Source organism: Hyphomonas sp., assembly GCF_965284475.1.
Classification (GTDB): domain Bacteria; phylum Pseudomonadota; class Alphaproteobacteria; order Caulobacterales; family Hyphomonadaceae; genus Hyphomonas.
Genome location: NZ_OZ260087.1, coordinates 1,066,171 through 1,082,196, shown reverse-complemented (window position 1 = coordinate 1,082,196; position 16,026 = coordinate 1,066,171). Strand labels below are relative to the sequence as shown.

11 protein-coding genes are annotated in these 16,026 nt (G+C 63.5%); 3 read left to right on the top strand and 8 right to left on the bottom strand.

The genetic code is table 11. From position 1 onward, the window contains the following. Positions 1-17: 17 nt before the first annotated feature. From ACQ66M_RS05060 to ACQ66M_RS05040, 5 genes are all read right to left on the bottom strand, one after another. Positions 18-1,157 (bottom strand): OmpA family protein, encoded by a 1,140-nt coding sequence (locus ACQ66M_RS05060; protein WP_430402321.1) that lies wholly within the window; start codon positions 1,155-1,157, stop codon positions 18-20. Between the two features lie 95 nt (positions 1,158-1,252). Continuing rightward, entirely contained in the window at positions 1,253-1,846 is a 594-nt protein-coding gene (locus ACQ66M_RS05055) for an exopolysaccharide biosynthesis protein (protein WP_350174588.1), read from the bottom strand. Positions 1,847-1,911: 65 nt separating this feature from the next. Next, a complete protein-coding gene (locus ACQ66M_RS05050; RefSeq protein WP_350174586.1) occupies positions 1,912-3,444 on the bottom strand; it encodes a 2-isopropylmalate synthase in 1,533 nt (510 codons plus the stop codon). A 135-nt stretch (positions 3,445-3,579) separates the two neighbouring features. Next, a complete protein-coding gene (locus ACQ66M_RS05045; RefSeq protein ID WP_350174584.1) occupies positions 3,580-4,323 on the bottom strand; it encodes a TVP38/TMEM64 family protein in 744 nt (247 codons plus the stop codon). A gap of 55 nt (positions 4,324-4,378) precedes the next feature. After that, the gene (locus tag ACQ66M_RS05040) at positions 4,379-5,590 is read right to left on the bottom strand and encodes an NAD(P)/FAD-dependent oxidoreductase (RefSeq protein ID WP_430402319.1); all 1,212 of its coding nucleotides are present in this window, start codon (positions 5,588-5,590) and stop codon (positions 4,379-4,381) included. A 108-nt stretch (positions 5,591-5,698) separates the two neighbouring features. Between ACQ66M_RS05040 and bioB the strand changes: the two genes are divergently transcribed. Beyond that, the gene (bioB, locus tag ACQ66M_RS05035) at positions 5,699-6,703 is read left to right on the top strand and encodes a biotin synthase BioB (protein ID WP_350174580.1); all 1,005 of its coding nucleotides are present in this window, start codon (positions 5,699-5,701) and stop codon (positions 6,701-6,703) included. A gap of 83 nt (positions 6,704-6,786) precedes the next feature. Here the strand turns inward: bioB and ACQ66M_RS05030 are convergent, their stop codons facing one another. The 3 genes from ACQ66M_RS05030 to ACQ66M_RS05020 form a co-directional block, all read right to left on the bottom strand. Continuing rightward, on the bottom strand, positions 6,787-7,362 hold the full coding sequence (locus ACQ66M_RS05030) for a type 1 glutamine amidotransferase domain-containing protein (RefSeq protein WP_430402317.1): 576 nt from the start codon (positions 7,360-7,362) through the stop codon (positions 6,787-6,789). A gap of 138 nt (positions 7,363-7,500) precedes the next feature. After that, entirely contained in the window at positions 7,501-8,274 is a 774-nt protein-coding gene (locus ACQ66M_RS05025; protein WP_430402315.1) for an SDR family NAD(P)-dependent oxidoreductase, read from the bottom strand. A gap of 5 nt (positions 8,275-8,279) precedes the next feature. Further along, the gene (locus ACQ66M_RS05020; RefSeq protein WP_430402313.1) at positions 8,280-8,663 is read right to left on the bottom strand and encodes a YbaN family protein; all 384 of its coding nucleotides are present in this window, start codon (positions 8,661-8,663) and stop codon (positions 8,280-8,282) included. A 194-nt stretch (positions 8,664-8,857) separates the two neighbouring features. On the opposite strand from ACQ66M_RS05020, the gene ACQ66M_RS05015 reads away from it, so the two are divergent. Both ACQ66M_RS05015 and pbpC read left to right on the top strand, forming a co-directional pair. Continuing rightward, entirely contained in the window at positions 8,858-13,834 is a 4,977-nt protein-coding gene (locus ACQ66M_RS05015; protein WP_430402311.1) for an alpha-2-macroglobulin family protein, read from the top strand. A gap of 4 nt (positions 13,835-13,838) precedes the next feature. Further along, the gene (gene pbpC / locus ACQ66M_RS05010; RefSeq protein ID WP_430402309.1) at positions 13,839-15,896 is read left to right on the top strand and encodes a penicillin-binding protein 1C; all 2,058 of its coding nucleotides are present in this window, start codon (positions 13,839-13,841) and stop codon (positions 15,894-15,896) included. Positions 15,897-16,026: the final 130 nt, after the last annotated feature.

The following is a 16,026-nucleotide window of genomic DNA, read 5'->3' as shown; positions in this document are numbered from 1 at the left end:
CGAATGGGCCGCCTGGGTCAATCGGATGCACGGACGACGCGAATTTCGATACGCCGGTTATGCGCGCGGCCTTCCGCTGTGCTGTTATCGTCAATGGGCCTGCGCGCGCCAAAGCCTTCGGCCCGCAGACGGTCAGCGGGCACGCCGCGGACGATCAAGGCGTCTCGTACCGCTTCAGCGCGGGCATCGCCGAGCAATTCATTCGCATTCGCCGTGCCCATGCTGTCGGTATGTCCCTCGATGCGCAGCGTGCCGGGACAGGCTTTTGCCGCGTCAGCGACGGACTGCAGCAGGGATGAGCTGCGCGCATCGATTTGGGCGCTGGAGGGGGCAAATTGTATGTGAGCGGTACCGAGGAGGTCTGCGAGCGATGTCTCGCAGGTCGCGACGGCTTCATTGGGCAGGATATCGATATTTCCGAGGCGGCCGACAGAAAGGGGGCTGGCGATATGTTGCTGAAGGGCTGCGGCTCTCGATTCCGGCAGTTCGCATTTCAGCGAGAACTCTTCGTTCAGGAAAACGGCGACACCGCGATCACAGCGGCTGACGGCATCAATCGCATGCAGGGCCACCTCGGTATATTCAGGATTGTCATCCACGTGGGTGACGTCCAGGACATCAGCGATGCTGGCGAGGCGGGGTGGGTTGATCTTGCTTTCGGCCGCGGCCACCAGCGAGCTGCGCGTGACCTCGTCCGGTACGATGCCTTCCAGCCGCAGCACGCCATCGGAGAGGCGATAGGTCCATTCCGGCTTTCGGATGGCTGAAGGCATAACCACGCCTGACCCGAACTGGGCATAGACGCGAGTCACGGGCGTCGCAGATCCAAGCCAGGTGGGTGTCTGGGCCGCCCTTACAAGAGCGATGAGTTGCTCGCCTTCCATACGGGAGGGCGGCTTGCCTTCGAGCCAGACCCATTGACCGGATACATGTGCGCTTGCCCAGTCGGCACCATTGGCCGCCAGCGTACTTTCAGCCGACTGGATGGCCCGCTGTTCGATAATCTGGCGGGCGAATGGGCCCATCCCCATCCAGAAGACGACGAGCAGGCCCAGAAGCGGTATCAGACCATAGGGCATGAAAGGCAAATGCCGGTCTGACCGCCGATACACGCGTGTCGCGACGGTGCGTCCTTCTGAATAGCTGAGATTGGTCATATTCCCCGGTCCCGGCGCGTTCTGCACGGTTTCATGTAACAGGCACGGTTAAAGCGGCGCAAGGCAACTGTCCTGATACGGGAATTTCACCCGCATCAGCCGAAGGGCAAGGCGGACCAGACACGCAGCAGCAGCCATACCGCCCCGGCGAGCCCGCATCCCGCACCGATCAGCAAGACGCCGTCACGCGCCGTCAGGCCGAGGCCGAAAAGAAGGACCGCCAGGCTGGGCAGGACGGGACCGAACGGGATCAGCCCGAGCGGAAACATCACCAGTGCGGCGGCAATACAGACGAGGGCTGCCAGACCGATAAAGGGCGGTTGCGACAGGAACGGGAGTCGCGGTTTCAGCACCTTGTCCACGGGCCGGGCATATTTGCGGGCCTGCTCGACACCGTTTACCAGCGCCGCCCGGGGAAAGGACATATCGAGGATGCGCCTCGGCACCCAGGGAAAGGTGCGCCCCAGCAGGATCTGTCCGGCAATCAGCAGGATGACCAGCGCGACCAGCCAGCTCGTGCCCGGTATGATCGTCAGCGGCGATATGGCGATGAAGCCGAGCAGAAGCAGAATTGGCCCATAGGAGCGCCGCCCGACAGCGTTCAGCATGTCACGCACGGTGACGTCCTCGCCCGACGTCCGTTCCGTCAGGCTCGCGAGGAGCGATTCCAGATTGTTTACCTTGGCCATGCCCGCTTCCTAACGCGATCCAGGATATCTGAACACCTGAATCGCATGAGGGGCGGGATGGTTCCCTAGGCTGCCTTGCGCTTGGCCTTTCGGGCCTCGAGCTTGTTCACCGCGTGGAGATAGGCCTTGGCACTGGCCACCAGCGTATCCGGATCGGATGAGCGCCCCGTGGTCATGATGCCTTCGCCGTTCAGCCGTACAGACACGGTCGCCTGCGCATCCGTGCCGCCCGTCACCGCGTGGACCTGGTAGAGGTCCAGTGTGGCATTGTGCTGGACGATCTCGCGGATGGCATTGAACACGGCATCAACCGGGCCATTGCCGCGTGCAATGGCGTACTTTTCCTCGCCATCCACTGTCAGGTCGATTTCGGCTGTCTGGGGCCCGTCCGTGCCGCATACAACGCGCAGGCGCTTGAACACGATGCGCTCGCCTTCTGCGGCCAGCTGATCGTCGACCAGAACGATGATGTCATCGTCGAAGACATGTTTCTTCTTGTCGGCCAGAGCCTTGAATCGCTTGAAGGCATCGTTCAGCGCATCGCCTTCGAGGAAATAGCCCATGCTTTCCAGCTTGTCGCGGAAGGCGTGACGGCCGGAAAGCTTGCCCATGACCAGCGAGGTTTTCGCTACGCCGACATCTTCAGGCTTCATGATCTCATAGGTCTCGGCATTTTTCAGCATGCCGTCCTGGTGAATACCGCTTTCGTGCGCGAAGGCGTTCTTGCCGACGATGGCCTTGTTGTACTGGACCGGGAAGCCAGTGATGCGGCTGACCATGGCCGATGCGCGCGACAGGTAGGCTGGATTGACCGAGGTCGAGAAGGGCAGCGTGTCTTCGCGGACCTTCATCGCCATCACGACTTCCTCCAGTGCGGCATTGCCGGCGCGTTCGCCGAGACCATTGATTGCGCATTCGATCTGGCGGGCGCCATTGGCGACGGCCGAGATAGAGTTGGCGACGGCCAGGCCGAGGTCATTGTGGCAATGTGCCGACCAGATCGCCTTGTCGGAATTGGGCACGTTCTCAATCAGGCGGCGGAACAGCGCGCCATACTCGTGCGGGTGGGAATAGCCAACCGTATCGGGCACATTGATCGTGGTGGCGCCGGATGCGATGGCGACATCGATACATTTGCACAGGAAGTCGAAATCGGTGCGGGTGGCGTCCTCGGCGCTCCATTCGACATCGTCCGTATGGTTGCGGGCCTGGGCCACAGAGCGGCCGACAGCTTCCAGCACGGCGTTCGGCCCCATTTTCAGCTTGTGCTTCATGTGGACCGGGCTGGTGGAGATGAAGGTGTGAATGCGCGGGCGGGCGGCCTGTTTGACGGCTTCGGCGCAGCGGTCGATATCGCCAGGCGTTGAGCGGGCAAGCCCGCAGATGATAGCGCTTTTCGATTGCGCTGCGATGGCGCTGACGGCGGCGAAGTCGCCATCGGATGCGGCGGGAAAACCGGCTTCGATGACATCGACGCCCATATCTTCCATCAGGCTCGCGAGTTCGAGCTTTTCAGCATGGGTCATGGACGCGCCCGGCGATTGTTCGCCGTCACGCAGGGTCGTGTCGAAAATTCGGATATGAGGATTGGTGGTCATTATTTGCGGCTCTGCTTGTCAATAGGGGGGCGAATGCATTCCCCTGGCCGCGCGACTGCCTCTGATCAGGCAGACGGCACCGGCCAGGGGCCGGTAAGCAGGAGGCTGAGGGGCAAATTCTTCCACATGACGCCTTTAATCATCCTGTTTCGCCCCCTTGTCAACCGGAGGATCGCTGATCAGGGGAACAGATTGCCCCTTCGGTGCGAGACGTGTGCGGGCGTAAAGGGCTATGGCCGCGTAAATCGCGGCGGCGATGAAAGCGGCAAGGATTGCGATACCGGGATTGCCCTTGAGCGCGGCAAACAGGCTCTGGCCGGCAAAGGCGATCAGCGCCAGCTTGGGCAGGATGCCGACGGCCATGCCGATTGCGAAATCCCGGTACTTGGCCGTGCTGACGCCAAAGGCCATGTTGACCATGATGAAGGGACCCGTTGGCACATTGCGCACCAGCGCGCTGGTCGCCATTGCGTTGCGGCCGACAAAGGCGGCGAGCCGGTTGGCCGTTGCCCCGGCATAGCGCCGGAAGGCCTGTTCGCCTGCAAGCCGCCCGACCCAGAATGTCAGCGACCCGGAAAACATGTTGGCGATCCAGGCATAGGCAAAGCCGAGCCAGGGCCCGAACAGGGCAACGGCTGCAGCGATCAAGGCGAATTGCGGGACGCCGAGAAAGGCGGCGACGCAGAAGACAAGGATCAGGGCGGGCAGGCCCCAGGGGCTGCCTGCGACGGCTTCCATCCAGGCGTTGAGGGTTTCTGCGCGGGGAAGGACGCCAAGTTTGCCGAGGATAAAGATGACGAGCACGGCGGCCAGCAGGCCGCCGCCGAGGAGAAGTGTCCTCCGGGCAGGCTGGCTGGCGGTCTTTTCAGGCGGGCGCATGGGCCACCGAATGACGCCAGCGCGCCGTTGCGTCAAGCAGTGTGTTGCATCGGTTTCATGACACCGCAGCACCGGTCGCCGCAGCAGCAGCGCTCGCCCACGCCCACTGAAAATTATAGCCGCCGAGCCAGCCCGTTACATCGACGCATTCGCCGATGAAATAGAGTCCGGCAACATGGCGGCTTTCCATGGTGCGCGATGACAGGCTGGCCGTATCCACACCGCCGGCGGTCACCTCGGCCGTGCGCCAACCCTCGGTGCCGGCAGGGCGCACGACCCATTCGGTGAGGGTGCTCGCGAGGGTGTCGAGTGTGGCGTGTGAGGTGTCGGCGAGGCGGTTGGTGGGTATTGTGTGGGTACGGGCGAGGATAAGCTCGGCCAGCCGCTTGGCGAACAGGCCCTCAAGCGCGGCCCCCAGCATCTGCATGGGCCGGTCGCGCTTGGCGGCCTTCAGGGCCTCCGCAATGTCGGTATCGGGCAGGAGGCGGAGCGTCACAGGCTCGCCGGGTGACCAATAGGACGAGACCTGCAGGATGGCCGGACCGGACAGGCCGCGATGGGTGAACAGCATCGCCTCGTCAAAACTGGTGCGCCCGGTCGACACCCGCGCATCACAGGCAACGCCGGAAATCGAGGCGAAATCCTCGTGGTCTGCGCCGGTGAACACGAAAGGCACCAGCGCCGCACGGGTGGGGATGATGTCATGGCCGAACTGGCGGGCAATGTCATAGGCAAGGCCGGTGGCACCCATTTTCGGGATCGACAGCCCTCCCGTGGCAACGACAAGTCTCGGCGCCGTGACCAGACCGGCCGATGTGTCGACCGAGAACAGGCCGTCGGCATGACTGACGGCCTTGATTTCGGTGCCGAGTCGCAGCTCGCCGCCACCTGCCTCCAGTTCGTCCAGCAGCATCTGGATGATCGCGCCGGATTTCTGGTCGCAGAAGAGCTGGCCAAGGGTCTTCTCGTGCCAGGTGATCTGGTGGCGCGCGAGGAGATCGAGAAAGTCCTGCGGTGTGTAGCGGGCAAGTGCTGACTTGGCAAAATGCGGGTTTTCCGAAATGAACCTGTCCGGCGCGGTGTGGATATTGGTGAAATTACATCGTCCGCCGCCGGATATGCGCACCTTTTCGGCAGGCTTTGCCGCATGATCCAGCACGAGGACGCGATGGCCGTTCTGCCCGATCCGGCTCGCGCAGAAGAGGCCAGCTGCACCGGCGCCAAGCACGATGGCATCAAAGCTGGGGGAAGGAGGTGCAGCGGGCATGGCTGGCCTATGCCGCAGGCGGGGCACGGCGCGCAAGCTTGATCCGCTGCAGGATGACGGCTAGCAAACCCCCGACCCGGTTTCCCTTCCTTCGAGGATTTGCTCCACATGATACAGACACAGCCGCGCCATGACTGGACCCGCGACGAGATCGAAGCCCTGTACGAAGGCCCGCTCGACACGCTGATCGGACAGGCGCTGGACGTGAAACGACAGAACTGGCCGGACGGAAAAGTTCAGAGATCCCAGTTGCTCTCGATCAAGACCGGCGGCTGCGCCGAGGATTGCGGCTATTGCAGCCAGTCGGCGCATTTCGATACCGGGCTCGATGCCTCCAAGCTGATGCCGCTGGGCGAAGTCGTGGAGGCGGCCCGCCGCGCGAAGGAGAATGGCGCTGACCGGTTCTGCATGGGCGCGGCCTGGCGCAGCCTGAAGGATCGCGACCTGCCGAAAGTGGTGGCGATGATCGGGGCGGTGAAGGCCGAGGGCCTCGAAACCTGCGTCACGCTCGGCATGCTGGAAGCGGGCCAGGCCGAGGCGCTGGCCGGTGCCGGGCTTGATTATTACAATCACAATCTCGACACCTCGCCTGAATATTATGGGCGTGTGGTCTCAACGCGCACCTATGATGACCGGCTGGAAACGCTGGGCAGGGCGCGTGGCGCAGGGCTGAAGCTCTGCTGCGGCGGTATTCTCGGTATGGGTGAGAGCCGGGCCGACCGGATCGGTCTCATCCATGAACTCGCAAAACTGACGCCGCACCCTGAAAGCGTGCCGATCAACATGCTGGTGCCGATTCCGGGCACGCCGCTCGGTAACAGCCCGGCAGTCAGCGTGCTGGAAATGGCGCGCGCGATTGCCGTTTGCCGGATCGTGTTCCCGAAAAGCTGGGTGCGCCTGTCTGCGGGACGTGAGGGCATGACCGAAGAAGGCCAGGCCATGTGCCTGCTGGCCGGGGCGAACTCGATCTTTGTCGGGGACCGCCTGCTGACGACCGACAATCCGGATGCCGACGAGGACAGCGCACTGATGAGTGCAATGGGCCTTGAGGCGGCCGGGCATGCCGAAATGGAAAAGGGCCCGCGGCGCACGACCACGCTGATTGGCAGCTAGGTCAGCGCGAGAAAAAGCGCCCTCCCGAGGGAGAGCGCTTTTCCTACGCTACGCTTCACTCCTTTCGGAGCGACGTTGTCCGTTTATGCAGTTACAGACTGGCGCTGGTCGGCATGCTTGCCTTCGCAGATCTCCTCGACAATCTTGGCATTGAAGTCTCCAAGGTCATCAGGCGAACGTGACGTGACGAGGCCGGCATCAACGACAACCGACTGGTCGAGTACGCGGGCGCCTGCATTCTTGAGGTCCTGCTGGATCGCCTCAAAGCCTGTCATTTCGCGGCCATTCACGAGATTGGCCGAAATGAGGACCTGCGGTCCGTGGCAGATCGAGAAGACCGGCTTCTTCTGGCGGAAAAAGTCTGACGCGAAGTCCAGGGCCTTCTGATTGGTGCGCAAGGTGTCCGGGCTGAACAGGCCGCCGGGGATGAGCAGGGCGTCGAAATCTTCCGCCCTGGCATCATCCAGCGTCAGGTCGACCTTGAACGTGGCGCCGTGTTCACGGTGCTTGTTGGCCTGAATCGTGCCGTGAGTTATCGAAACAATGGATGCTTCGCCGCCCGCATTTTCGATGGCTTCCCGGGGCGAGGTGAGTTCCACTTCTTCGAATCCGTCGGCTGCGAGGATCGCGAGTTTTCGTCCTTGAGCGCGTTGGGTCATAGGTGTCTCCTTGCTTCGTGTTCTGGCGCGTCGGCAGGCCAGACCGGCCTGCGCCGCTGCAGGAAAAGTCCTGTACCTGAACAATGCGTGGGTCCTGCAAACGTTGCAGGGGAACACAGTTACGCTTCTGCAAGGTGCCTAGCGCGTCTGCCCGCCATCAACCGGCAGCACGGCGCCCGTCACGAAGCTTGCCAGAGGGCTGAGCAGGTAGGCTGCCGCCGAGCCGATTTCGTCGGGCCGCCCGAATCGGTTGAGCGGCACTTCGCGCTTGATCCATTTCATCCACGCGCCGCCGCGTTCACCCTGCGAACGGGTTTCCCAGTCACCGCCGGGAAAGATGATATTGCCGGGCGCAATGGCATTGACGCGGACGCCTGACGGGCCGGAGACGCGGGCGAGCTCCTTGGCCAGATGGTTCATGGCCGCCTTGGACGTGCCATAGGTAAGGGGAGTGCCCAGCGCGCCAAGCCCGGCAATCGAGGTGATCATCAGGACAGAGCCCTCGCCGCGCGGTGTCATGCTGCGCAAGGCTGCGCGCGCGAGCTTGAATGCGGAATCGAGATTCTGGCTGATGCCGCCATCCCAGGTCTCGTCGTCCACCTCGAACCCGGGCGGGCAGGGGTGCAGGCCGACATTGGCGACCGCACCCCAAAGCGGGCCGAATTCGGTCTCGATGGCATCGATCATGGAATTGATCGTCTTGCTGTCGCGCAGGTCTCCGGCACGGGCCCACACCTTGTCGCCCCCATATTGCCCGGCAAGGCGTGCACGCTGTTCCTCCAGCGCTTCGCCGCCGCGCGCGGCGATGGCGACCCGGGCGCCTTCGGCGAGGCAGGCTTCAACAATGCCAAGGCCGATGCCCCGGCTGGCACCCGCCACGAATATGACCTTGTCCTTCAGATCCAGATCCATCTGCGTCAGTCTCCCTTTTGCTTCAGCCTCACATCTGTAGGCGGTTCAGTCGGGTCGGCAAAGGGCGGATGCCGGCTGATCACGAACACGGCGCCGACCGCCAGCAGACCGAGGCTGATCGCCATGGTCCAGGGCGTATGCCAGAACAGGAAGATCGTGCCGGCCGCAGCGAGTGCCATGCCTGACAGGGCGGCGAGTTTGCTGCGCATGCCCATGCGGCCGGATTCGGCAAAATCCCGGATCGGCTGGCCGATGGCGGGCCGGGCATAGATCCATTGAGCCCATTCGGGATTGGACCGGGCAAAGGCAAGGGCTGCGACGATCCAGAAAATCGTGGTTGGCCAGATCGGCAGCGCAAGGCCGATCGCGCCGAGCGCGAATGCAAACATTCCAAGGATGCGCCAGGCCCACATGCCTGCCTACATCGGGTGCAATGTGCTGGCTGGCAAGACGGCTGTCGGCCATGCCGGCGCGGACGCGCCATGACGAAACCGCAACATTCCTTTGAATTGACCCATTCACGCCCTGTTGGCGACGCACCCAAGCGGTGTATGGATATCAACAGAAAATACAGGAGAGGTTCATGTCGCAGTTCATCACGGGCACCCGGGGCAAGTTTCGGATCGCCGCCGCAGCCATCCTGTTCAGTCTGGTTGCTGCCTGTGGGGGGGGCGACAAGGACAAGGCGTCCGATACGACGGTCAGTCCGGCAGGTGAAGTAGTCCAGCGCGCGCCCAAGGACCAGGTTGCTGCGCGTCAGCGCGAGCAGCGCCGCCAGAAGGCTCTTGCAGCCCAGGAACAGGAGTTCTCCTATTTCCGGTACCGCATTGACACCAGCAGTGAGCAGCCACTGGCCTGCCTGGTCTTTTCGGCCGCGCTTGATCCTGAGACCGATTACTCGCCCTATGTCGACTTCCGCCCTGCCTTCCGGCCTGCGCTCAGCGTTGAGGGACGCGAGTTGTGCATTGGCGGTCTGACCTTTGGCACCAGCCGTTCAGCTACGATCCTGTCCGGCCTGCCGGCAGCAGACGGGCGCACGCTGAAGCGCGAAGAATCCGTGCCGATCGATTTTGCCGACCGTCCGCCTTATGTCGGCTTCAAGGGCGCAGGTGTGATCCTGCCGCGCGAAGATGCTGACGGCCTGCCAATCGAGACAGTGAACGTCGAGAAGGTGAATATCAGCGTATCGCGCGTGAATGACCGCGCCCTGGCCTTCAAGAGCATCACGAGCGGCGAGACGACCGGACAGGGCCGCTATTCCTATTCCTGGGGCAATGACAGCCCGAGCGATGTGGAAGAGGAAATCTGGTCCGGCACGATGGACATTCCGGCCGAACAGAACGCGCCAATCGTGTCTGTCTTCCCGCTTCAGGACGTGATCGCCACGATGGAGCCGGGTGCCTATTATGTCCGCATCTCCGATGCCGCCAAGCTGGACCCGCAGCAAGGCCCGCCCGCATCCTCTTCACGCTGGATCATGCTGACCGATCTCGCGATCACGGCTTATGAAGGCGAGAACGGGCTCGACATCACCCTGCGCTCGCTGCAGGACGGCAAGCCCGTTCCCGATACGACCGTGCAGCTGGTCGCGATGAGCAACGAGATACTGGCCGAGACCCGCAGCAATGAGCAGGGCCGCGTCGCATTCGACAAGCCGCTGACAAATGGGGCCGGCAATATGGCGCCCAAAATGGTGCTCGCGTTCAGCGCCAAGGGCGAACTGGCCGCGCTGGACCTGACACGCGCACCGGTCGACCTGTCCGAACATGTCACCGGCGGCCGGCGCACACCTGGCCTTGTGGATGCCTATGTCTATACTGATCGCGGCATCTACCGTCCCGGTGAAACGGTGAACATCTCCGCCCTGTTACGCGATCGTGCCGGACGCCAGGTTGACGACCGGACCGGCAATCTCGTGATCTATCGCCCGAACGGCCTCGTCGCCGAGAAGATCCGTTTCGACGATCCTGATTCCGGCGCTGTCGTGAAAAGTTTCAGCCTGCCCAAAGGCGCGTCGCGCGGCCAGTGGCGCGCCGCTCTTGAAGTCGACGGTCTGACCGATACGTCCGGTGCTGTGACATTTGCGGTCGAGGATTTTGTGCCCCAGCGTATCGCGGTCGACCTCAAGACAGATGACAAGACGGCGATGAAACTGGGCGGAACGCGTGAGATCGCGGTCGCTTCGCGCTTCCTCTATGGCGCCCCGGGTGCCGGCCTGACAGTCAAGGCCGAGGCGCGGCTTGAGCCGCAGCCCAATCCGTTCCCGGCCCTTGAGGGCTTTGCCTTCGGCCGCCATGATGCCGCTTTCGAGGAAAGGATCATAGAACTGCCTGACCAGACGACGGACGGGGCGGGAGCTGCAACGGTTCGCGTCGCGCCGGGCAATGCCGGCAGCAATGCGGGACGGCCGCTGCGCATCAATACTGTGGTTAGCGTTCTGGAGCCCGGTGGCCGCGCGGTGACCGATAGCGTGCGGGTCCCGTATCGCCCGGAAAACCTCTATATCGGCCTCAAGCCCGGCTTCGAGGAGTCCGTCGAAGAGGGCGGCGACTCGGTCTTTCAGGTCGTGGCCGTAAATTCCGATGGTGCCGCGGTGGCGCAGCGCCTCGCATGGAAGATGCTGGCCATCGACTATCACTATGACTGGTACCGCGATGGCGACGAATGGCGCTGGCGCCGGTCGCGCACCGTCACCAAGGTCAATGAGGGTGTGGTCTCCACCACGACGGGCGCAACGGCCGAGATCAAGGTCGGCGGCCTGGAATGGGGCAGCCATGAACTGGTTGTCGAAGCCGAAGGCGTCAATGTTGGCGCCGCTGCCAGCGATGACTTCTATGTCGGCTGGGGTGGCCGCGTGTCGGATGATGGCGTCGAAGCGCCCGACCGCGTGCGTGTGATGGGTCCTGAAAAGGCGCCAAGCCCCGGCCAGACAGCCGAGATCACGATTGTCCCGCCCTATGACGGCCAGGCCCAGATCGTCGTTGCCACTGACAAGGTCCTGTCGGTCCAGAATATTAATGTCACGTCCAGCGGCACACGCGTGACGCTGCCCGTTTCCGATGCCTGGGGCGAAGGCGCCTATGTCATGGTCAACGTCTATACGGCGCGCGACCCGATCCTGCAGGCCAAGCCGCGCCGCGCTGTTGGTGTCGCCCATGTGCCGGTCGATATGGGCGCAAGGACAATCGATCTGAAAGTCTCGGCACCGAAAGTCGCGCGTCCGCGTGGCGAGCAGGTGATCGAGATTGATTTCGGGGGAGGCCCGCGTGAACCTGTCTTCCTGACACTCGCGGCTGTCGATGAAGGCATCCTCCAGCTCACCAAGTTCAAGAGTCCCGACCCGGTTGCCTATTATTACGGCCAGAAGGCGCTCGGGGTTGAACTCTATGACGATTATGGACGTCTGCTTGACCCCAATATGGGCCTGCCGGCTGAAGTGCGCACCGGCGGTGACCAGCTTGGCGGCGAAGGCCTGACAGTCGTGCCAGTCAAGTCCGTAGCGCTGTATTCCGGCCTCGTCGAGGTCGGCCGCTCTGGCAAGGCAAAGGTGCGTTTCGACCTGCCTGACTTCAATGGCGAGCTGCGCATCATGGCCGTGGCCTGGTCGAAGACCGGCCTTGGCAAGGGTGAAGCGAAGATGACGGTTCGCGACCCGGCGCCGTCCGATCTGATCCTGCCGCGTTTCATGGCGCCGGGTGATGAAGCCTTCCTCACGGCGAGCATCGACAATGTCGAATTGCCGTCCGGCGAATTTACCGCGCAGATTTCCGCGGCGGGTCCGATCACGGTGGCCGAAAGCCGCCTGACCCGCTCGGTTCAGACGGGCAAACGCTCGGATGTGCCGGTGCGTGTCGAAGCAGAGTCCGAGGGCATCTCGAAGGTGCGCATCGCCGTGTCAGGTCCCGACAATTATGAGGTGGCGCACACTTACGATATCCAGACCCGCTCGCCCTATTTGCCGGAAACCCGCTCGACGAGCGCGCTGATGCAGCCGGGCCAGCAATATTCGGTCGATCCGAAACTGCTTGCCGGTTATGTGCCGGGATCGGTGGATGTCACGGTCGGCTTCTCGAGCATTCCGGTCGATCCGGCCACGCTCTATGCCTCGCTCGACCGCTATCCCTATGGCTGCACCGAACAGACGGTCAGCAGGGCCATGCCTCTGCTCTATTCCGAACAGCTGGTTGCCATGGGCGCGCGCGGATCCCGCGACGATGCACGTGACCGGGTGCAGACTGCGGTCAACACGATCCTGAACCGTCAGGGATCTGAAGGCGCGTTCGGCCTCTGGCGCGAAGGCGACGGCAATGCCTCGCCATGGCTCGGTGCTTATACGACAGACTTCATCTACCGCGCCAAGGCCGCCGGCTACAACGTGCCTGATGAGGCGCTGGACCGGGCCTATGGCGCCCTGCGCGCCGTGTCGACCGGCGACCAGTGGCGCATCTATGGTTACGATACGGACGTTTATGAGAGCCGGTATTCGAGTGATACGACCGAGCAGATGATGTATCGCGCATCGGCCTATTCGCTCTATGTGCTGGCCAAGTCAGGCGAGGCCGACATTTCCCGCCTGCGCTACCTGCACGACCGCGATCTGTCGAAGATCAACAGCCCCCTGGCGCGCGCCCATATCGGTGCCGGCCTTGCCTATCTGGGTGACCGTTCACGGGCAACATCGGCCTTTGAATCGGCCGAGAAAGCCCTCGGCTACCAGAATAGCGGCGACTATTACCAGACGCCGCTGCGCGACCTCGCCGGCGTGATGGGGTTGGCCAGTGAAGTCGACATGACACAGCTCGTGGCCCGCCTTGCTGAGCGGCTTGGCAAGGATGTGCCGGAAGCGGACGAAATGACGACACAGGAGAAGGCCTTTATCCTTCTGGCGGTGAATGACTTCAACAAGGGCGAGAACGCGTTCCGTCTGATGGTCGAGGGTCTTGGCCGCGGCAATGACAACGAGCGCCAATACCTGATCTCGGAAGAGCAGGTTGCCTCTGGCGTCGAATTCAAGCTGGAGGGCAAGGCGCCGATGTTCCGCACTGTGCTGGTGACGGGTGCACCGGAAAAGGCCCCGCCTGCCGCTTCATCGAAGCTGCAGACCGACAAGGCCTTCTTCACGATAACGGGCGGACGGGTGGATCTTTCCCGTGTCGACCAGGGCGACCAGCTGGTCGTGCGGGTGTCCGTCACGCCGCTTGAGCGCCGCCTGAACCCCGTGATTGTTGCCGACCTGTTGCCAGCCGGCTTCGAGATCGAGACCGTGTTGCGGCCGGCGGATGGCCGCCTTCAGGGAGGTTCATCGGGCGCGTTCGGCTTCCTGGGCGAGATTGCCTACGCACAGACACAGCAGGCGCAGGACGATCGCTTCGTTGCTGCCGTCGATGTCTATGGCGAACCGGTGACGCTGGCCTATGTCGTTCGGGCCGTCACACCAGGATCGTTCGCAATGCCGGGAGTCGTTGCCGAGGACATGTATCGCCCCGGAGTCTATGCGCGCTCGAAAGCGGGCCGCGTGACCGTGGTGGGTGCGCCCGGAACGACGGCAGGAGGCAAGTAGGCCAATGGGTCCGGCCGGGCGTCTCCTTGCCGCCTTTGCCCTTCTGGTGGGTGCGGCCTTCGCGCTGGACGCCTTGCTGCCGCCACCGCTGGAGCGGGCAGGGGATATTTCGGCCCTGGTCACTGACCGGGCCGGAAAGCCCCTGCGCGCCTTCCCGACCGATGATGGCCGCTGGCGTTTCCATGGCGATCTCGACCGGATCGATCCCGAATTCATCGAGGCGCTGATCCGCGTCGAGGACAAACGCTTCCGCCAGCATAATGGCACCGACTGGCTGGGCATGGTGCGGGCCGCCGTGGACTCGGCCCTCTCGGGCCGTGTCGTATCCGGCGGCTCCACGATAACGATGCAGACGGCCCGCATGCTGGAACCGCGCGATCGCAATATCGGGTCGAAGCTGATCGAGATCGTCCGGGCGCACCAGATCGAGCGCCGCCTCAGCAAGGATGACATCCTCGCACTCTACCTGACGCTGACGCCCTATGGCGGCAATCTCGAAGGTGTGCGCGCGGCGAGCTGGAGCTATTTCGGGCACGAAGCGGACCGTCTGTCGGATGACGAGATCGCCCTGCTGATCGCGCTGCCGCAATCGCCCGAGGCGCGTCGGCCAGACCGCCGCCCCGAACAGGCGGCCAGGGCCCGCAACTGGGTGGCGCAAAAGCTGTCGAATTACGGCGTGTTTTCCGAGGCGGACGTGGCAGATGTGGCCGCCTCCGGTGTGCCCGGCCGCCGGCGCGATTTCCCGGACCGGGCCTGGCATGGCACGGCCAAGGCGCTGGCCAGCGGGCCACGCGGCGATGTGCGGGCCACGCTGGACGCAGGCCTGCAGGCCGAAGTGGAGCGGATCGCGCTGACGCAGGCGGAGCTGGCAGGGGCCGAGGTGCAGGTCTCAGCGCTGGTCGTGCATATTCCGACACGCGCCGTGCGGGCGATCGCGGGCTCTGCCTCGCGCGACCGGCCGGGCGGATGGCTGGACCTGACGGCGCAGGCCCGCTCTCCGGGCTCGACGCTGAAACCCTTTATATATGCGATGGCGTTTGACGACGGCACGGCGGCTTCCGACACGCTGATATCGGACCTGCCGAAGCGGTTTGCCGCCTACCAGCCGGAGAATTTCGACCGCATGTTCCGGGGGGATGTGCGCGTGTCCGATGCCTTGCAGCACTCGCTGAACGTGCCGGCCGTGATGATGCTCGACAAGGTCGGGCCGGAGCGTTTCGCCGCCCAGCTGGCGCTTGCCGGGGCAAGCCCCCGCATTGCCGGTTCAGCCAGCCATGATGCAGGTCTCGCGATTGCGCTCGGCGGGGCGGGCCTGACGGCACGCGAACTGGCGGTGCTTTATGCGGCGCTAGGCGACAAGGGCATCGCCAAGCCGCTGGTATGGCGGGAGGATGAAGAGGCCGCGTCCCTTGAGCGTCCGGGACGGCGCATGATCGGAAAGGCGAGCGCCGACGAGATCATTCGCATCCTGCAGAATGGTCCGACGCCGGAAGGCCGCGTGCCGGGACGCCTCACGGAAAATGCCCCTCAGATCGCTTTCAAGACCGGCACATCCTATGGCTATCGTGATGCTTGGGCGGCCGGAGTCGCGGGAAATCTGGCGATTGTCGTCTGGGTTGGCCGGGCCGATGGGGCGCCGCGGCCGGGGGTGACCGGCGGTGATGCGGCCTTGCCGGTCCTGTTCGAAATTGCTGACAGGGCGGCCCATCATTTGCGCGATACGGGCGAGACGCGCGGCCGACTGACATCTGAAAAGCGCATGCGGTCCAAGGGTGCCATGCGTGACTTTGCCGCCGCCGCGCCGCCGCAAATCCTGTTTCCGCCTCGTGACGCCGAATTGTGGGCCGGAAGTGTTGATGGGGACCCGGCCCGTGGCTTTGTCCTGGCAGGTCGAGGTGACGGCAAGCTGTCCTGGTATGTCGATGGAGCCCCCTGCGAGACCGACGACGCCGGTGCGCCGGTCTGGTCGCCGACGCGCGAGGGATTCTATACAGTCACTGCAGTCGATTCAGCAGGTCGCTCCAGCCGTGTACGTGTGCGTGTCCTGACCGGGCCTGCCTGAGAACACGGCATTGCCGCAATTTCGACACCGGCTGGCAACACGGGCTCAACACAATTCTGTCAGGTATGCGATTGCTGTCTTTTCGTCAGCGGGGATTTTCCCATATGTGAGGTCAAGCGGCGCGTATTGT